The organism is Paenibacillus qinlingensis (assembly GCF_031455095.1).
Lineage (GTDB): Bacteria > Bacillota > Bacilli > Paenibacillales > NBRC-103111 > Paenibacillus_E > Paenibacillus_E qinlingensis_A.
Genome location: NZ_JAVDSB010000006.1, coordinates 238,920 through 258,148, shown reverse-complemented (window position 1 = coordinate 258,148; position 19,229 = coordinate 238,920). Strand labels below are relative to the sequence as shown.

18 protein-coding genes are annotated in these 19,229 nt (G+C 49.8%); 6 read left to right on the top strand and 12 right to left on the bottom strand.

Annotation, left to right across the window (positions count from 1 at the left end; genetic code table 11):
- Positions 1 to 40: 40 nt before the first annotated feature.
- Entirely contained in the window at positions 41 to 1,720 is a 1,680-nt protein-coding gene (locus J2736_RS18550; protein ID WP_310500071.1) for a glutamine--tRNA ligase/YqeY domain fusion protein, read from the bottom strand.
- Positions 1,721 to 1,804: 84 nt separating this feature from the next.
- On the opposite strand from J2736_RS18550, the gene J2736_RS18545 reads away from it, so the two are divergent.
- On the top strand, positions 1,805 to 3,034 hold the full coding sequence (locus tag J2736_RS18545; protein WP_310500070.1) for an aminopeptidase: 1,230 nt from the start codon (positions 1,805 to 1,807) through the stop codon (positions 3,032 to 3,034).
- 87 nt (positions 3,035 to 3,121) lie between these two features.
- Here the strand turns inward: J2736_RS18545 and J2736_RS18540 are convergent, their stop codons facing one another.
- Positions 3,122 to 3,976, bottom strand: coding sequence for a hypothetical protein (locus tag J2736_RS18540; RefSeq protein WP_310500069.1), 855 nt, complete (start codon positions 3,974 to 3,976; stop codon positions 3,122 to 3,124).
- Between the two features lie 74 nt (positions 3,977 to 4,050).
- Entirely contained in the window at positions 4,051 to 5,496 is a 1,446-nt protein-coding gene (locus J2736_RS18535; RefSeq protein ID WP_397341038.1) for an amidase family protein, read from the bottom strand.
- 142 nt (positions 5,497 to 5,638) lie between these two features.
- Between J2736_RS18535 and J2736_RS18530 the strand changes: the two genes are divergently transcribed.
- Both J2736_RS18530 and J2736_RS18525 read left to right on the top strand, forming a co-directional pair.
- Complete coding sequence (locus tag J2736_RS18530; RefSeq protein ID WP_310500068.1) at positions 5,639 to 6,580, top strand: helix-turn-helix transcriptional regulator; 942 nt, start codon at positions 5,639 to 5,641, stop codon at positions 6,578 to 6,580.
- A gap of 69 nt (positions 6,581 to 6,649) precedes the next feature.
- Positions 6,650 to 7,150 (top strand): DinB family protein, encoded by a 501-nt coding sequence (locus tag J2736_RS18525; protein ID WP_310500067.1) that lies wholly within the window; start codon positions 6,650 to 6,652, stop codon positions 7,148 to 7,150.
- Between the two features lie 81 nt (positions 7,151 to 7,231).
- Here J2736_RS18525 and rpiA read toward each other — a convergent pair whose 3' ends face one another.
- The gene (gene rpiA, locus J2736_RS18520) at positions 7,232 to 7,903 is read right to left on the bottom strand and encodes a ribose-5-phosphate isomerase RpiA (protein WP_310500066.1); all 672 of its coding nucleotides are present in this window, start codon (positions 7,901 to 7,903) and stop codon (positions 7,232 to 7,234) included.
- 148 nt (positions 7,904 to 8,051) lie between these two features.
- Between rpiA and J2736_RS18515 the strand changes: the two genes are divergently transcribed.
- Positions 8,052 to 8,903, top strand: a complete 852-nt coding sequence (locus tag J2736_RS18515; RefSeq protein ID WP_397341035.1) for an SDR family oxidoreductase — start codon at positions 8,052 to 8,054, stop codon at positions 8,901 to 8,903.
- Positions 8,904 to 8,971: 68 nt separating this feature from the next.
- The gene (locus tag J2736_RS18510; RefSeq protein ID WP_310500064.1) at positions 8,972 to 9,706 is read left to right on the top strand and encodes a DUF421 domain-containing protein; all 735 of its coding nucleotides are present in this window, start codon (positions 8,972 to 8,974) and stop codon (positions 9,704 to 9,706) included.
- A 160-nt stretch (positions 9,707 to 9,866) separates the two neighbouring features.
- Here J2736_RS18510 and J2736_RS18505 read toward each other — a convergent pair whose 3' ends face one another.
- From J2736_RS18505 to J2736_RS18490, 4 genes are all read right to left on the bottom strand, one after another.
- Entirely contained in the window at positions 9,867 to 10,454 is a 588-nt protein-coding gene (locus tag J2736_RS18505) for a TVP38/TMEM64 family protein (protein ID WP_310500063.1), read from the bottom strand.
- Between the two features lie 145 nt (positions 10,455 to 10,599).
- Complete coding sequence (locus J2736_RS18500; RefSeq protein WP_310500062.1) at positions 10,600 to 11,253, bottom strand: glycosyltransferase; 654 nt, start codon at positions 11,251 to 11,253, stop codon at positions 10,600 to 10,602.
- A gap of 99 nt (positions 11,254 to 11,352) precedes the next feature.
- Positions 11,353 to 11,982 carry a LysE family translocator gene (locus tag J2736_RS18495; RefSeq protein ID WP_310500061.1) on the bottom strand — a complete coding sequence of 210 codons (630 nt, stop codon included), beginning with the start codon at positions 11,980 to 11,982 and terminating at the stop codon, positions 11,353 to 11,355.
- 24 nt (positions 11,983 to 12,006) lie between these two features.
- Positions 12,007 to 12,921: an ornithine carbamoyltransferase gene (locus tag J2736_RS18490; RefSeq protein ID WP_310500060.1), complete on the bottom strand. Its 915-nt coding sequence runs from the start codon at positions 12,919 to 12,921 to the stop codon at positions 12,007 to 12,009.
- A gap of 231 nt (positions 12,922 to 13,152) precedes the next feature.
- On the opposite strand from J2736_RS18490, the gene dgoD reads away from it, so the two are divergent.
- Positions 13,153 to 14,301 carry a galactonate dehydratase gene (gene dgoD, locus J2736_RS18485; protein ID WP_310500059.1) on the top strand — a complete coding sequence of 383 codons (1,149 nt, stop codon included), beginning with the start codon at positions 13,153 to 13,155 and terminating at the stop codon, positions 14,299 to 14,301.
- A gap of 628 nt (positions 14,302 to 14,929) precedes the next feature.
- Here dgoD and J2736_RS18480 read toward each other — a convergent pair.
- From J2736_RS18480 to J2736_RS18465, 4 genes are all read right to left on the bottom strand, one after another.
- Positions 14,930 to 15,100: a hypothetical protein gene (locus J2736_RS18480; protein ID WP_310500058.1), complete on the bottom strand. Its 171-nt coding sequence runs from the start codon at positions 15,098 to 15,100 to the stop codon at positions 14,930 to 14,932.
- Positions 15,101 to 15,223: 123 nt separating this feature from the next.
- Positions 15,224 to 16,993: a glycerol-3-phosphate dehydrogenase/oxidase gene (locus J2736_RS18475; RefSeq protein WP_397341031.1), complete on the bottom strand. Its 1,770-nt coding sequence runs from the start codon at positions 16,991 to 16,993 to the stop codon at positions 15,224 to 15,226.
- Positions 16,994 to 17,131: 138 nt separating this feature from the next.
- Positions 17,132 to 18,640: a glycerol kinase GlpK gene (gene glpK / locus J2736_RS18470; protein ID WP_310500057.1), complete on the bottom strand. Its 1,509-nt coding sequence runs from the start codon at positions 18,638 to 18,640 to the stop codon at positions 17,132 to 17,134.
- Positions 18,637 to 19,218 carry a glycerol-3-phosphate responsive antiterminator gene (locus J2736_RS18465; RefSeq protein ID WP_310500056.1) on the bottom strand — a complete coding sequence of 194 codons (582 nt, stop codon included), beginning with the start codon at positions 19,216 to 19,218 and terminating at the stop codon, positions 18,637 to 18,639. Before J2736_RS18465 ends, glpK begins: the two co-directional genes overlap by 4 nt.
- Positions 19,219 to 19,229 lie beyond the last annotated feature (11 nt).

The following is a 19,229-nucleotide window of genomic DNA, read 5'->3' as shown; positions in this document are numbered from 1 at the left end:
CCGCTAGGGTCTCACTCACTCACTTATCTATATCCATTCGTTACACAACAAACGAGCTTTTCAACGATACGATCAAGTTAAACACCAGATGATCCGGTGTTGTGTACTTCGGATCCACGTTAAAGTAACCGTGGCGGAAGAACTGGAACTTGTCATGTGGGTTCGCACCCTTCATGTTGTCTTCCACGAAACCATGCACGATTTGCATGGAGTTCGGATTGACCTTGTCTAAGAAAGAAGCCTCTTCCTCGCCTTCCTCATCGTCCAAAATCAACGGCTCATACAAGCGGAACTCCGCTGGTACAGCGCTTTTAGCGTCCACCCAGTGGATGGTGCCTTTGACTTTACGGCCAGTGAAGCCGCTGCCGCTCTTGGTCTCGACATCATAGGTGCAATGCAACTCAACTACGTTGCCGTCGGCATCCTTGATGAAGTCGTTGCACTTGATGAAGTAGGCGTTTTTCAAACGCACTTCATTGCCGGGAAATAACCGGAAATACTTCGCCGGCGGATTTTCCATGAAGTCATCTTGCTCGATGTAGATCTCGCGCGAGAACGGAATCATACGATTGCCCATTTCCGGGTTCTCGGAGTTGTTCTCCGCTTCGAGCATCTCCACGCCATCCTCCGGATAGTTGGTGATGATGACTTTCAGCGGGTTCAACACGCCCATCGTACGCAGCGCCTTCAGCTTCAAATCCTCGCGGACGAAGTGATCGAGCATTGCTGTGTCCACAACGCTGCCTCCGCCACCTTTTGATACCCCTAGCTCACGAACAAAATTACGGATCGATTCTGCCGTCAAGCCTCTACGGCGCAGACCCGAAATCGTCGGCATACGTGGATCGTCCCAACCATCTACGACTTGCTCGTCCACGAGTTGTTTCAATTTCCTCTTGCTCGTAACAGTATTCTTTAGACTAATACGGGCGAATTCATATTGTCTTGATATATTCGGCATCTCGCACTCACGAATAACCCAGTCATAGAAAGGACGTTGATCTTCAAACTCGCTAGAGCAAAGAGAGTGTGTGACACCTTCAATAGAATCTTCAAGCGGATGAGCATACGTGTACATCGGATAGATGCACCACTTATCTCCTGTATTATGGTGATGTGCATGGAGAATACGGTAGATGACAGGGTCTCTTAGATTAATATTGGGCGATGACATATCAATTTTGGCACGCAGCACGCGCTCACCATCTTTGAATTCACCCCCACGCATACGCTCAAATAGGGACAAGTTCTCCTCGATCGTACGTTCACGATAAGGACTGTTCGTTCCTCCTTGCGTCAGTGTTCCACGCGTTTCACGAATTTCATCCGCAGATTGGTCATCTACATAAGCTAATCCTTTGCGAATCAAGACTAATGCTCGGCTATACATCTCTTCAAAATAGTCCGATGCAAAGAAAAGCCCGTCCCATTTAAAGCCAAGCCATTCTACGTCTTGTTTAATGGACTCCACATATTCAACATCTTCTTTGACCGGATTCGTGTCATCAAATCGAAGGTTCGTCAACCCATTGAAATCATCCGCGATTTCAAAGTTCGTGCATATCGCCTTTGCATGTCCTATATGAAGGTAACCGTTCGGCTCCGGGGGAAATCGGGTCACGACCTGACTGACTTTGCCTGATTTCAAATCTTCGTTTACAATGTTCTTAATGAAATTTGCTATTGCGCTTACGTTAGCTTCAGCGTTTTTCGTTTCCATATGTGCCCAGCCTTTCTCCCACGGGTTAAAGTTTTATTTTCTATCATACACTAAATGGTACTCAAATATAAAGGAGACAAGAAGATGGAATCATTCGAGCATTACTTAGATCAATACGCAGAGCTTGCAATTCGTGTCGGATTAAATGTACAAAAGGATCAAACGGTCGTGATCTCAACGCCGATAGCTTGCGCGGATTTCGTTCGTAAGCTTGCTAAGAAAGCCTATGAGGCAGGGGCCAAAGATGTAGTCGTCGATTGGGATGACGATGAAGTGAAAGCTTTACGCTTGAAAAATGCACCCGACGATACCCTGCGTACATATCCAATGTGGCGCGCGAAAGGCCTGGAAGAGATGGCGAAGGATGGCGCCGCCTTCTTGTCGATTTACGCACCTAACTCCGATTTGTTAAAAGATATTCCACCTGAACGTGTTGCCATGTCCAGCAAGGCTGCAGCTACAGCGCGTGAAGGCTATCTTTCCTATACGCGCAGCAACAAAGTCAACTGGTTATTGGTTTCCTACCCGACGGCTGAATGGTCCGCCAAAGTATTCCCGAATCTAGGCGAATCCGAACGTGTGACGAAACTGTGGGAGCAGATTTTTACACTGACACGTGTCGATAAAGCCGATCCGGTTGCTGCTTGGAAAGAACATATCGGAACGTTGACGGCGAAGATGAACCTGCTCAACATCAAGAAGTTTAAGCAGCTGCATTTCCAAGCACCAGGTACAGACTTGTACATAGAGCTAGCAGCGAAGCATCAATGGGTTGCCGCAGGCAGCGAATCCGAGAGAGGCATTTTCTTCGTGCCGAACATCCCAACGGAAGAAGTCTTCACGATGCCAGCACGTGGCGGAACGAACGGTACCGTTCGCAGCACGCTGCCGCTAAGCTACCAAGGCTCGTTGATCGATGGCTTCAGCCTCACCTTTAAGGATGGCCGCGTCGTCGAAGCGACTGCCGAAGTCGGCCAAGAAGTGCTCAACAACATGTTGAACATGGATGAAGGTGCACGTTATTTGGGCGAGGTCGCCCTCGTGCCTTATGATTCACCGATTTCACAATCAGGCCTCATCTACTACAACACGCTGTTTGACGAAAATGCGTCGTGTCACGTCGCGCTCGGCAATTCCTACCCGTTCACCATTGAGGGTGGGACAGCCATGAGCCCCGAGGAACTCGAACAAAATGGCTATAACAAGAGTTTAATCCATGTGGACTTCATGATTGGATCCAAGGATATGGCGATTGACGGTGTTCATGCAGACGGTACCCGTGAGCCACTATTCCGCAATGGAAACTGGGCATAGGCCGTACGACAACCACTGCACCATGTATAAAGACCGCTCGTACTTGGAGATCCCTCCGAGTATAAGCGGTCTTTTTGGACGCATCGTTTAATCTTCGTCTACCGGATTCGGCATGCGCATCATGCTCGTACTCAAGGTTTGAACCACGGCTGCTTCTTTCAGCTTCCACTGGCCCTTGTGCCATCTCCATATCGAAGTGACATAACCGAGTGTATCGGCATTGGCGATACCGGTGATGCGTTGAACGCCCTTCAACTCACAGATGCCATCCCGATCCGTATCGATAGGCTTCAGCAAGCTGTACGCATCCACATTCACAATAAGCGGCTTCACCAGCTTCCCTTGATTGTAAATGCCAAATTGCTCATAAGCTTGCTTCCGGTCTGCAATGTCGAGGGTGAAGGATTTGCCGGTCTCCTCAATCTTCATCTTCACCTTATAGTTATTCTTAAAGGTCGCTTTGACACGGAGAGGCTCCGGCATCGGAATCGCAGTGGGTACGTTATTTTTGAGCGAATAGATGTAATTGGAAGTGAAACCACCGCTGCCGCCTGTATCAGAAGTAACATAGATCTGAGGCAGCTTGTCGTGGATAAAATCACAAAAATCCATCCTCGGGTTATACCCGCCTTCTAGCGGAATCACAACCTGCGCCTGACCCTGTCCGACGACGGAGATAAATAGCTTGTCATAGTAGGGACTGTTCCCATCCGATTTCAGACCGACAAGGGAGACGACATCGAATTGGCCATCGCCAGTGACATCGATCTCTCGGGTTTGGATCAGCTGGCCCTGGCCACTCTGAGGAGGTGTAAGCTGTGTTGATGGCGGTGGTACCACTGCAGCTTCCACCGACTGGCTGAGGCTCAAAGCACTGCACAAGACCATACTCATTGCTGCTGTGCGCAGCAGAATCATAAAACATTTTCTAAACCGAGACATTGTTCGCACTTCCCATCATGGAATTGAATTCGGTTTATTATTTCAAATTTTTCCAAAAGGTATGCGGGAAATCATTACAATAGAGGCGGTTTGCGGCACTGCGTGGCCTGCTCGAAAGCATACGCCAGCTTAATCAGCATGGGCTCACTGAAAGCTCCGGCTGCAAACATAACACCCATAGGCCCTTTGCTTGTGTAGCCAGCAGGAACGATCAGCAGCGGATAGCCTGCCCTGGCGGCAAGATCCTCGCCCTCATCTTTGGGGAAGAACAACGCATCGAGCTGATACGTTTGGAGGGCATGGTCAATGCCTTGCTGCCGGGTAAGCTCTCTATATGTCTGAAGACTCGTCAGATACGCCTCTTCCGTTAGCGTTCCCTTGGCATCTTCGGACCAAATCAATGTATCCTGTCCGTAGACCAACGCCTTATCCGCATGTGCTTCGTTGAAGGCAATGACCTCCTGCAACGAGTGGACTGACGTCTTAGCGGGGTCTAGTTTCCCGAGATAGGCGTTTAGGTCTCTTTTAAATTCATAGAGCAGCACATCATAGTTCCAGACAGCATCTTGGCAAGGAAGCGCCACGTCATCGATCACAATCGCGCCCTCCTCACGCAAAACCTGAATAGCCTGCTCAGCAATTTGCCGTTCTTCCTCATCCAACTGCCCATAATACCAACGTGGAATCCCAATTCTAGCTTGATGGAGACCTCGGCGTTCGAGAAATGGTGTATAATCACGATGCCCCTGCCCATCACTAGCAAGGCTATGAGCATCCGAACCATCCACACCTGTCATCGCACCTAGCAAAATAGCCGCATCGCTCACTGTTCGTGTCATCGGACCCGGCGTATCTTGACTGCTAGAAAGCGGTATAATGCCCGTACGGCTTAATAAGCCCACCGTTGGCTTCAAGCCAACAAGACTGTTATGTCCTGCTGGATTGACGATAGATCCTGACGTCTCTGTGCCAATCGCTGCCACTGCAAAGCCCGCCGCAACTGCCGCACCTGACCCCGAGCTGGATCCGCCAACCTCAAATATGCCCGGTCCATAAGGATTCACCACTTGCCCGCCTCGTGAGCTATAGCCCGAAGGCATGGCAACCGCCATGAAATTCGCCCATTCTGTCATATTCGCTTTGCCAAGCAGCACCCCACCAGCTTCACGCAGCTTTGCAGAGATATAAGCATCTTCTGTTGCCACATGTTCAGCCAAACAAATTGAACCTGCGCTGGTGTGCATGCGATCTGCCGTTTGAATATTGTCTTTGAGCAGGATCGGAATACCATGAAGAGGACCTCGGCTCCCACCTTCCACACGTTCTCTATCTAAGGCTTTTGCAATCTCTATTGCATCTGGATTTAGCTCCAACACCGCATTTATCTTGCCGTTATAGGCCTCGATTCGACTACGATAGTAATGAACTAGGTCAACGGAGCTGATCTCCCGCCGTTCCAATGCAAGTTGAAGCGTTTGAATATCCGCATTTGCCATTAACTCTTCCGATATACGCGTCACAAACCACCGCCACCTTTCTACGATTCATGCTACACTAATTCCCTAGGTATTCAGTTTTACCTTCTCCATTGGATACAAAGGATTTCTACGATCACAATCGAATAATTAGAAGAATACGACCAGAATCAATGAGGTGCTCCTTTTGAAAATAGATCGTTTACTCGCCATCACCATGCTGCTGCTCAATCGTCGACGCATAAGTGCCAAGGAACTTTCCGAACGTTTCGAAGTGTCCCTGCGCACCATTTATCGGGATGTGGAAGCCATTAACCAAGCTGGTATTCCCGTTGTTTCCTATGCAGGACTTAATGGTGGTTATGAAATTATGGACCAATATCGACTCGACCGTCAGTTCCTGTCCTTGGAAGAGCTGCAATCGATCATCATCGGCCTCAAAGGGATACGCGCTTCGGTAGGCGACCAGGAAATCAGCAATTTGCTAGATAAGGTTGGTGCGTTAGTTGCCAAATCCGAACAACCCGCCGCAGCGCAACTAGGCAACCAGCTCATCCTCGACATGAATCCCTGGCAAAGCAGCCATCAAGATATGGAGCATATGACCGTTCTGCGCACAGCAATTAAGGAGACAAGGCTCGTCACCTTTTCCTACCTCTCTTCGCAAAGCGAATTGTCCGAGCGAACCATTGAGCCGATGGGGATCGTCGTGAAAGGTTTCGGCTGGTATTTGTACGGCTATTGCTTGCTCCGTGAGGATTTCCGTGTATTCCGATTATCCCGAATACAAACCATTGAACTGCTTTCCCAAACCTTCGATCGCAAACAAAAAACTTTAGAGACACTTAATTATCGTTGGAGCAATAGAGACCCCGCCACCCTTATTACGCTCGTACTGCATGCACAGCCGAATATCAGGGCAAAGATCGAAGACTACTTCCAGCCTGAGCAAGTGACCCTCCAAACCGACGGTACGCTGCTGGTCAAAGCGACGCAGCCCGATGAACCATGGCTTTATACCACGTTGCTCGGCTATGGACCCAGCTTACGTATTCTCGAACCTTTGCATATCGCAGCAGCTGTCAAAGAGATGGCAGAAAAAATTGTTGCCCTCTATTCGAATCACTGACATGCTGTTGTCAGCAAAGCTTGTCTATACTGACAATTAGAAGTAAACACTTTGAGGAGGACAACCCCCATGATCAAAATGATTGAAGATTTCGCCATCGAATACAGCCGAGAAGCACAAGGCACACAACGTGTTTTTGATGTTCTAACAGATGCTTCACTTGCTCAGAAAATCACGCCTGAACTTCGTTCGCTTGGACAAATTGCTTGGCATATCGCGACGACCATCCACGAAATGCTATCTCGCACAGGGCTGACATTCGACGCTCCAGAAGGGGAAGAGATTGCCCCTGCATCTGCGAAAACCATCGCTGACACCTACCGCACCTCATCGGCCGCTGCCATCGCAGCTATTCGTTCGCAATGGACCGACGAGAAGCTGACTGAAACTAGCGACATGTACGGTGATCAATGGCCTAACGGGCTGACGTTACGCGTCCTCATCTCGCACGAGATTCACCATCGCGGTGAAATGATTGTGCTTATGCGTCAAGCTGGACTGCTCGTACCGGACATTTATGGACCTACACGGGAAAGCTGGATTGGCATGGGTATGGAGCCGTTGGTATAAAAGTCGTCGTTTAAACAGAAAGAGTTGCCTCACTAAGTCCTCTTACGGACTGATGGGACAACTCTTTTTTCATGCGGACTGTTATTCACCAACCAACCTCTTCACGGAACCATCCCGATACCCGACAATTACCTGACTTGCCATCCCGACAAATAGCCCATTCTCCACAACACCTGGAATGCTGTTCATGGCCTGATGAAGCTCCGCAGGATTAGGAATACTGCCAAAATAGCAATCGATGATGTAGTTTCCATTGTCTGTTACATAGGGCTGATTGTCAGCCATTCTGACTTGGGGCTCGCAGCCTAGTGCTTGGAGATTTCGAATCGTCAGTTCATAACCAAATTGGACAATTTCTACAGGAAGAGGAAAGGTGCCCAGTCGCTCAACGACTTTGCTTTCATCAACGACCACGATCAGCTTCTTACTTGAAAAAGCAACAATCTTCTCCCGCAGCAGTGCGCCTCCCCCGCCTTTGGTTAAGTGCCAATCAGCGTCAACTTCGTCTGCCCCATCAATGGTAATATCAATTTCTGTGATATCTGCAAAAGGAATAAGCGGGATGCCGAGCTCCTTGGCCAAATTCTCAGAGGCTACGGAGGTGGCAACCGCCTGAATGTTCAAACCGTTTTGCACGCGAAGTCCAAGACCTTGAATAGCCCAATAGGCTGTTGAGCCCGTCCCCAAACCAACAATCATCCCATCATGGACATCCATGATAGCTAGCTCTGCTGCTGCTTTTTTCGCTTCCATTTCTTCATGCACCTCACTTCTAAGGTTACGTTTCTTATCTCACTAGTTTAACACAATTCAGGAATTTAGCTTCTCGGCTTGGCCAGAAGGAATCCATGCGGGGATTCCTCTCATGGGCTATACTGGAATAAAAAGGAGGCGATCCCTGTTGCAAAATAAAACGGTACTCATCACCGGAGCCAACTCGGGTATGGGCCTGGCCACGACAGTGGCCTTGGCCAAGCTTGGCGCTAACGTTATTATGCTCTGCCGCAGCAAGCAGAGAGGCGAGCAGGCGCTCGCAGAAGCACGCAGTCAAAGCGGATCCGCGCACATCGAGCTGATGCTGTGCGACCTCGCTTCGCTGGCGAGCATTCGCGCCTTCGCGGCAGCGTTTCTGGCTAAGCACGACGTGCTCGACGTGCTTGTGAATAACGCAGGCGTTGTCACCGTGAAACGGCAGACCACAGCAGATGGCTTCGAGGCCATGATGGGTGTCAACCATCTCGGCCACTTTCTGCTGACCCAGCTTCTGCTGGAAGCCATGATCCGCGCCCCGCAGGGGCGGATCGTCAATGTCTCTTCCGGCGCCCACAAAATCGGGCGCATCGATTGGGCGAACCCTCACCTGCAGCGAGGGTTCAGGATCTGGAACGGATACGCCCAGTCGAAGCTGGCGAATATCCTGTTCACCCGCGAGCTCGCGAAGCGGCTCGCCTCTACTACCGCCACGGCCAACTCGCTCCATCCTGGAGCCGTGGGCACGAACATCGGTGTCGATCGCGACACCGGATTTGGGAAGGCCGTGCATGCGATGCTGCGGCCGTTTTTCTTGACGCCGGCGCAGGGCGCGGATACGGCGGTGTACTTGGCCACGAGCCCGGACGTACGGGCAGTCAGCGGCGAGTACTACTACAGGCGGAAGATTGCGCCTGTGTCTGTCAGAGCGAAGGACGATGCGTTAGCTCGTCAACTCTGGTCTTGGAGCGAAGAGCAGGTCGGACTGGCTGGCGGCGCGTAGCGGATAGCTGATTCCATATAAGGGTACGTTATAGGGAGCATTTACCTTATGTTCGGAGTGTGACGACCTTGGACTTTTTTCGCAGTCAAGAATCACTAACCACCCTGCAATGGATATTACGAGCCATTGTAGGCTACTTTTTCCTGCTTATCACAGCCAAAGCCTTAGGCCAACGCTCCATCTCCCAGCTGCGGTTTCTCGACTTCGTCATCGCTCTCATCCTAGGTAATATCATGGCACATCCGCTCTCTGATGAGCACTTAGGATTATATGGCTCCATGATCACGACCGTTGCGATCGTGGTGCTCTATCTCCTAACCTCATGGCTGAGCCTAAAATGGAACTTCCTCAAGCATCTCTTTGAGCCATCGCCATTGACGCTTATTGAGCACGGACAATTACGTTTAGATGGCCTGCGCAAAGCCAAAATCTCCGTCAACCACCTCTTCTCAGAGCTCCGCAAACAACAAGTTGAGGATATTGAGAAGGTTGCGCTGGCTCTGTGGGAGCCTGGCGGCATGGTCTCTGTCTTCCTTGAACCCCAGCATCAAACGGTGACGGCCAAAGATATGGCAATCTCGAGTGATCCTTTTTCCCTCGTGAAGCCACTGATTATCCAGGGTGCCTATGATACCAAGCTGCTCGCGCAGCACGGCAAAGATCTGGCTTGGTTGGAAGCACAGATGATGGCTGCACATGTTCAACTTGAGCATGTCATGCTCGCAACGATTGATGATCAAGACCACTTCCGTGTGTACACGGAACTGGATAAACCAGATAAGGACGAATTGATGCTGCATTAGCGTTGATTCGTCTTTTTGCTGTGCTTTTTGAGTTATATGTGCATCTGGCTATACTTCCCTAATTTGTCCTAAAATAAATAGAAAAGACCCCGCCTTAAGCATCGGCATCATCCCCAGATAGGGGACTGTCCTTTGCTGCCAGCGGGGTCATCATCCACACTCACATAAACCGCTTTTCTACCCTTTTGCTAATGACCAAGGAAATCGCAATGAATAAGGCCACATAAATAAGCTCATACGGATTGTTCACGAACCTCTTCAAATCATAACCAATAAAGCTTACAGACATGACCATCACCGCTTTGCCCGCAGCAACTGCCACGAGAAATGATCGAAACCGCATCCGTACCAGCCCTGCCGCCATATTAATAACCACGAAGGGGCCCAGTGGAAATAAACTAAGGATAAAAACATAGTTGAACGCTTGGCGCCGCGCCCAGTTGAGACTTTTTTGGACTTTCGGCTTCTGCGACCAGCGCACAAGATAGGGGTGGCCTGCCACCTTTTTCACAATCGCAAATGTCACCAAGCAACCGCACACAATTCCGATCCATGAGTAGAGAAAGCCAAGCCACAGTCCATACACTGTCGCATTCACACTAATAATGACCAGCGTTGGAAGTGGCGGAATGAAGGATTTCATAAAGGGAAGTAATAGTCCAGGCAGTGGACCTAATGAGCGGTACTTGTCCAAAATCAGCATGAGATTCTCTTCGGTTAAATAAGATAAGAGCTCTTTGATATCCATATAGCGTGAAAAGCCGACAACCTTCGACCTTCCCTCTCCTCTCGTTCATATGGCACGATTATAGCACGACGGCCCCATCCGCGCACGATGAAGCACAAAACAAGCTGACACCGGATGCACCCAGTATCAGCTTAGGATTTCGAACTTATTTGAACTTGTCGGGGAACTGCTTGATAATCCCATCGGACAACATATCGGCATACATGATCATATGATCTTCACCTTTGTCATAGGCCAGGATGTCGGCGTTCCAGTCCTTTTTGAGTCTTGCTGTTACTTGCTCGGTAATTAGTTTTAAATGTCCATAGAGCATGTCCTGCTGTTCCTTCTGTGACCAGTTTGGGTTAGCCCCACTCAGAAACTTTGCGAGATCATCCGCATTCCGGTACCATTCCTTGTTGAATTTAGCTAGATCCGCTTGATTTCCAGCTTTTGCCGCGTCTACGACACCGCCTGCTAATTGGATGTGCTCCCGCAATAGGTCAGCCAGCTTATTACCCGCTGCGTCTCCATAGTACGGCTTAATGGCATCACCAATATCCTGCTGATTCTTTAGCAACCTAGCCAACACGTCCTTCTGATCCTCAACCCCAGCAAGCGCACTTACGATATAGCTTCTTGTCCAACCCACATGATCGATCCATAATCTCCTTAGATCTTCCCTGAGTTTCACCTTCGAAGGGTTCATGCAAAGCGCAGAACCAGGCTCTTTCACAGCTGCCTGTGCGCCCATTGGCGTCAATGTGAAAGCGAGAACCATCGCTACGAGCAGCGTTACTAATAGGAACCTTCGTTTCATAAAAACCTTCTCCTCTGTAAACAATTCTCGAACATGGTTTATTTTGAGGAGATGCCATCGTTTTTATACCCAATCTCTGCCGCTATAAACATAAAGCCCCTACTGTCTTCGCTCGAAAGCGAGGCGCACCGCCAACCCCGTTAACACGCTCCCCATCAACCACCGCTGGAACTTCAACCATTGCGGCCGCGTACCGAACCAACTCGCGATGTGACTTGCTGTCAGTACGATAAGAAGGTTGACGGAAAAGCTCACCGAGATTTGCGTGAGTCCCAGCGCAACGCTTTGCATCAGTAACGACCCCCTAGCTGGATCCTCGAATTGAGGTAGGAGCGACACATACAGGACCGCAGCTTTCGGGTTGAGCAGATTCGTCATGAAGCCCATCAGAAATAACTTCTTCGGTGGGTCCACAGGTAGATCCCGAGCTGTCAGCACCGACCTAGCGCCTGGCTTAACAGCCTGCCATGCCAGCCACAGCAAGTAGGCTGCTCCGGCAAGCTTCACGGCATCAAACACAAAGGGAGCCGCCAAAAACAATGCCGAGAGCCCTAGCATCGTAATCACGATGTAGACTAGGAAGGCAAGTACAATCCCTAATAATGAAATAATCCCCGCCAGCCGCCCCTGCGTGACCGAACGTGAAATTAAATAAATCATATTAGGTCCAGGCGTGCACACCATGCCTAGTGCGACTAGGGCGAAGGTTAGTAGCGTTGTAATTGTCATATCGCGGAAATCCTCCCTCTCCGGTTAAACGTTTAGCAAGTGTAAAAGCAGACTTTTCTGCACATGCATCCGGTTCTCCGCTTGCTGATAAATGGTGGAATGCTCCGACTCAATCACGTCTTCGGCAATTTCAAAGCCTGGATGAATCGGCATATCATGCATGATATAGGGGGCATACTTCCCAAGGCTCCGCTTATTAATTTGAAAAGGCATCATAATATCAATCCGTCTATGTTTCTCTTCTTGGTAATCGTCATCCGCGAAAAACTCCATATCAACCCACGTATCTGTGTAGATAAAATCAGCCTTTCTCATCGCAGTAGACAGAACTTCAATTTCCTCCACATACCCACTCTGATAAGCCCGCTGCATCAGTTCTACATCCCACGAAGCCTCATTGACTATTGGTGTGACCAGCAGCAGTTTAATCCCTAAAGTCATACAACCTGCAACTAAGGAATTTGCCACATTATTATGAATACCAACATAGGCCAACGTTACACCTTCAAAAGATCCTTTCACTTCGTACATCGTCATGAGGTCAGCTAGCGCTTGGCAGGGGTGGTATTTCTCACAACAGCCATTAATCACTGGCACTTGCGAATAGGCGGCTAGTTCCAGTAAATCTTCATGTTTCTTGAGCCTAGCCATGATGACATCGCAGTTCCTTGACACATAACGGGCCTCGTATTGTATGGGAGAAATCCGAAAATTACTAGAATCCCAATCCATATTCACTGCATAACCGCCCATCTGATGAACTCCTGACTGAAAGGAAAGAGCCGTTCGCGTTGATGATTTTTGAAAAAGCATAAGCAACCCCTTGCGCTCGCAGTGATTGTAGTATGCCTTAGGGTTGGTTTTAATCTCAATGCCTTTGAGTATGATGGCGTACAAGCTCTCTTTATCGAGTTCTTGCAGCGTTAATAGATGTTGCAACTTCGTCACCGCCTCTGTATATTTATACATTTTTACGTATTTTAATACATTTTATGTAGAGGGGAGCGATATGTCAATAGTTATATATAGCAGGAAGTCGGGCATCGTTTCACGAAATTCTACAGGGTATGTTTTTATTGCGATTGCCAACTACACCAGACAGCTCAGATTGCGCCTGTTCCTGCAATGAACTGTCGCACATTCTAGGTAACAAGGAGAGGACGTATTTCCGTGAAAATTACGAAATTAGAATTGTTTAAAGTGCCGCCAAGATGGTTGTTTTTGAAAATCGAGACGGATGAAGGAATCACTGGATGGGGAGAACCTGTCGTAGAGGGGAAAGCCGATACAGTCGCAGCAGCCGTGATGGAAATGAGCGACCATATCATCGGGAAGGATCCGATGCGAATCGAAGATATGTTTCAAGTGCTGTACCGCGGAGGGTTTTATCGGGGAGGCCCAATCCTTTCCAGCGCAATTTCTGGGATCGAACAAGCCCTCTGGGACATTAAGGGCAAATTCTACAACGCCCCTGTTTATGATTTACTAGGTGGAGCTTGCCGTGACCGCACACGTGTCTACTCCTGGATTGGCGGCGACCGCCCAAGTGACGTAGGTGAAGCGGCTAGGACGCAGGTTAAAGCTGGCTTCACAGCGGTCAAAATGAACGCTACCGAAGAAATGCATTACATTGATTCGATTAGCAAAGTAGATGAGGCTATCGCCCGCATTGCGGCTGTCCGTGAAGCTGTTGGCAAAGACATCGGTATCGGCATCGACTTCCATGGTCGTGTACATAAATCAATGGCCAAAATCATCGTAAAAGAACTCGAGCCTTATCGCCCGATGTTCATAGAAGAACCCGTTCTTCCTGAAAACAATGAGGCCCTGAAGGAAATCGCTCGCTATACCTCATGTCCCATCGCCACAGGAGAGCGTATGTACACGCGTTGGGGCTTTAAAGAACTACTCGCTCAAGGTATCGTCGATATCATTCAACCGGATCTTTCACATGCTGGCGGGATTTTGGAAACTCGCAAAATTGCTGCAATGGCCGAAGCTTATGATATTGCCATTGCACCACACTGTCCGCTTGGTCCTATCGCATTAGCGTCCTGTCTGCAACTGGATATTTGCTCGCCAAATGCGTTCATCCAAGAGCAAAGCCTCGGCATTCACTATAATCAAGGCAGCGATCTGCTGGATTATCTGAAAGATCCATCTGTCTTCCAGTATGAAGCAGGCTTCGTGAAGAATCTGACCGCTCCCGGCCTCGGGATCGAAATTAACGAAGAGAAAGTCCGCGAGATGGCAGCCATTGGGCACAATTGGAAAAATCCAATTTGGCGCCAAGAGGATGGTACTGTGGCGGAGTGGTAGGAGAGGAAACTCACCTCTAAGATGCACAAATAAGTCGTCCTACAATTCCTAGAGGAATTGTGGGACGACTTATTTTATTGCGTGGGGCTTTGACCGCCGCCATGCGCCGTCGGACACCGCGCACACAGGATTCGCGCGCGGTTGGAAACCATTAGATAGAAAAACGCCAGTTAAATGCTACGCATTTCCACTAAATTGCAGATTAACTGGAAAACGGAGACTGTCGATTAATGAATCGAGGCTTAATAAACATGCAACTTAGTGAATTCTTATAAAAATTGTCGATGTGATTTCAAATAAGAGTGTGCCATAACGTTATTTGCTACATTTGCATGTTCTGCGGAAAAATAGAATTACGGAATAACGCTATTTCGACCAAATGGCGTGAAATTTATCCATTTAGGGTGAAATAACGTTATTTTATAACGTTAATCTCCCGTATTCTCTTCTAAACTAACAAATAAGATGTTTTTCATAACGTTATTTTGCGAACAAGTTATCAAATCGTTCCTTCAATAGGCTCCCTGCATATTTCTTTCCATGATTTTGATGATTCCGGATTTCGGTTCAAACGGTCCATACGCTCGCTTAAAATACGCTCTTCCTCTTGTTCTTCAAGCTGGGCCAGTCATTCAAAAAGTTGCTCATAATACTCATATCCAACTAGTACAGTATCCACTGCACCATTCTCCGTAATAAATTGAGGCTGTTGTTTCGCCTTTTTACGTAATTCACCAAACTTTTTGGATGGAACGGAGGAACTGACCAGTTGATCCGCTGTGAACGTTGGTTTAGCCATCGTAACCATCTCTTTTCTCTCCTCTATACCCTATAGTATGATCCATCTAGTAACAAGTACACTCCATATATAACACAAAGTCTTACGTAATTTATTACGTAAGACTTTGCACTCTTATTTAAGTTAAGCCTCCAGCGGATGAACCGCCTCATGGAGCAGCTGCTCCAGCTCGGCGGTGTAAGCCGCTGTCTGCGCTTCGCTCCAGCCGAAGCGCTCCGCCAGGAAGGCCGTCGCCGCAGCCTTCCACTGCCTTGCCCACGCGATGTCGAAGAAGAGGGCGCCCGTACGGCGGATAAAAAAATCCGCCGGCTTCACGACCATCTCGCGCTCGATCGCGTACACGAGCGCAGCGAGCACCGCAGCGGGCATGCCCCGCCGCGCCGCCTCACCCCGGTGCTGCTCCAGCAGCACGAATACGGTGTCCACGTTGGACCCGTATCGCTGCGCGAGCAGCATCGTCTCTGACTCAGTCAGCCCCAGCCGCTGGCCTTGGCTGACCTTGCTGCGCAAGAACGGCGCCAGCTTCGCGGAGCCACCCACATCGCCGCCGGAGATCGGCAGCGTCTTCGTGCGGCTCGGCGGGAGCGCCGCCGAGACATTGCCCTCCGCCACCAGCATGGCGGCGATTTGATTCACGACCGACTCCGCCATTTTGCGGTAGCCGGTTAGCTTGCCCCCGGCCATCGAAATGAGGCCGGATGCCGACACGAAGATTTCGTCGCGGCGCGAAATCTCGGAAGGGTCTTTGCCCTCTTGATGGATCAGCGGGCGCAGTCCGGTCCAGCTCGATTCGACGTCAGCCTCCGTCAACTCGAGGGATGGAAACATCTCGTTCGCGGCGCGCAGCACGTAGGCGCGATCGGCTAAAGTAATACGGGGATTCGCAATATCCCCTTTGTAGTTCGTGTCGGTCGTGCCGACATAGGTTTTGCCATCACGCGGGATCGCAAACACCATGCGCCCGTCCGGCGTATCGAAATAGATCGCCTGCCCCAACGGGAACCGACTCTGATCAAAAACCAGATGCACCCCTTTGGTCAAATGTAACGTTTTGCCCTGCTTCGAACGATCCATCTCCCGAAGGGTATCCACCCACGGCCCCGCCGCATTCACGATTTTACTCGCAGACAGTACATAAGACGCAGTTTGATCTTTTACATCTTTTACATCTTTTACATCTTTCGTATCTTTCCCATCTATTCCATCTAGCCCGCCAGCCGCCGCCAGTTGATCCACTACGCGCACGCCAACCAACGTGCCATCCTTCACGATCAATTCCTCAACCTTGGCGTAATTTACCGCCATCGCGCCGAGCTCCACCGCTTTTTTCATAACCTCAATCGTTAAACGCGCATCATCCGTACGATATTCCACATAGTAGCCGCCGCCTCTAAGATCCTTCTTCTTGAGCAAAGGCTCGTGCTCCAAGGTGACCGCTGGATTAAACATTTTGCGTCGTTCCGAACGCTTAACCCCTGCTAAGAAGTCATAGACCCGCAATCCAAGCGAGGTAGACAGTTTGCCGAACGTCCCGCCCTTATAAAAAGGCAGCAGCATCCACTCTGGGGTCGTCACATGCGGCCCATTCTCATAGACAATCGCCCGCTCTTTGCCGACCTCCGCGACAACCTTCACGTCCAGCTGCTTCAAATACCGCAGTCCACCATGCACCAATTTCGTAGAACGACTCGACGTCCCTGAAGCAAAGTCCTGCATCTCAATCAATGCCGTGCGAAGCCCGCGACTCTGCGCATCCAGCGCAATTCCTGCACCCGTTATCCCGCCGCCAATCACAATTACATCGAATTGCTGCTGTGCCATCGCCTCGAGCGTCTCTTTTCTTTTTAACCCGCTAAATTGTGTATGTTGTCCTGTTCTCATTTGATCCGTCATCCTAATCTCTCCTCCATTTATGAAAAAAAGAAAAAACCACAACAAGCCTGTCACGTTTGCACGTAAAGGTCCGCTGTGGTTTCTCCTGGTCTCCAACCGAATATGAACTTGTTAGTTATAGTATAACACTGTATGCCATTATTTAAAAGCGATCGCGGCATTTACCGCCTTTTTCCATCCGCTATACAACTTCTCTTGTAAATCCGCTGCCATTTCCTGCTCAAAGGCTCGATCTACCTGCCACTGCGCCGCAATTTCCGCCTGATCCTGCCAGAAACCAACCGCAAGACCGGCTAAGTAAGCCGCCCCAAGCGCCGTCGTCTCATTAATAACTGGACGCTCCACCGTGACACCCAGCATATCGCTTTGGAATTGCATGAGGAAGTCGTTTTTTACGACACCGCCATCCACCCGCAGCTTCGTTAGCTCGATGCCTGAATCGTCCTCCATCGCCTGCAGCATGTCTTTCGTCTGATAAGCAAGGGACTCCAAGGTTGCCCGGATAAAATGTTCCTTCGACGTCCCCCGCGTCAGCCCAAAGACCGCTCCCCTAACATCGCTGTCCCAATAAGGCGTCCCAAGCCCAACAAAAGCTGGAACCACGTACACGCCTTCCGTGGAGACGACTCTTTTCGCATAATCCTCGGAATCCTTCGCCGATTTGATCATCCGCAACCCATCCCGCAACCACTGAATCGCCGATCCTGCGACGAAAATACTGCCCTCCAGCGCATACTCAACCTTCCCGTTCAAGCCCCATGCAATAGTTGTCAAAAGGCCGCTGCGCGACGGAATCGCATGATTCCCTGTGTTCATCAGCATGAAGCAGCCGGTGCCGTAGGTGTTTTTGGCCATGCCTTTTTCAAAACACGCCTGACCGAACAAAGCTGCCTGCTGATCGCCTGCCGCACCCGCAATGGGAATCGCCGCTCCAAAGAAGAGGCTCTCCTGCGTATGCCCATATACCTCAGATGACGAACGAACCTCTGGCAGCATTGCTGCTGGAATGTCCAAATGCCCCATTAGTTCCTCGTCCCACTTCAGCTCGTGAATGTTATAAATGAGCGTCCGCGAGGCGTTCGAGTAATCCGTGACATGCGCCTTGCCACCCGTCAGTTTCCAAATAATCCACGTATCCATCGTACCGAAAAGCAAGTCACCGCGCTCCGCCCTAGCTCTGGTACCCTCGACATGATCTAAGATCCATTTGATTTTGGTCGCCGAAAAATACGCATCAATCAGCAGCCCCGTCCGCTCTCGGAACAGGTCGCTAAGGCCAGCATCCTTCAACTCCTCGCAAATATCCGCCGTCTGCCGCGACTGCCAGACAATCGCATGATACACCGGCATGCCCGTATGCCGATCCCACACAACCGCCGTCTCCCGTTGGTTCGTGATGCCAATTCCCGCAATTTCCGTGGACTGCACCCCGGACTCTGACAGCAGGGTCGCGATCACACTTTGAATCGACAGCCAAATTTCGTTCGCATCATGCTCCACCCAGCCTGGCTTCGGAAAATACTGCTTAAACTCCTGCTGCGCGGTGTGGATGATGCTCCCTTTTTTATCAAATAAAATGGCTCTAGAACTCGTCGTCCCCTGATCGAGGGAAAGCATATAAGAAGGCTTAGATCCCGTTGTTGTCATCGTTTGGAAGAGCCACCTTTCGTATGTTCATAATGCTGCCATAGCTCATGGTTTGAGGTTGTCACAGCCGTGGCACCCGCCGCAAGCGCCTGCTCCACATCATCGACAGAACGAATCAAGCCGCCTGCAAAAATTGGAATACCAGAACGGTCCTTCACCTCTTTGATAATGTGAGGAATGACACCAGGCATGACCTCGATGTAATCCGGCTGTGAGCGTTCAAGCAGCGTGTAGCTTTTATCCAGTGCCGAGCTATCTAGTAAAAAAAGGCGTTGAATCGCGAGCAAGCCATTCTGCCTTGTCTTGGTGATCACATTGCCACGCGTGGAAATAATTCCCGCAGGGCGAATGCTTTGGCACAAAAACTCAGCGGCGAACTCGTCGTTTTTCAATCCCTCGATGAGATCCGCATGAAGCAGCAGCTTTTTTCCGTGCGCTCGGCCCAGGTCGACAATGCTTTTGAGCTGCCCAATATGACTGTCCAGCAGCACGATATACGTGTATGACGACTTCATGAGCTTCTCTAAATCCTTCATTTTACGAATGGCTGGCAAAATACATTGATCCTGTAATGACATGCGCTTCACCT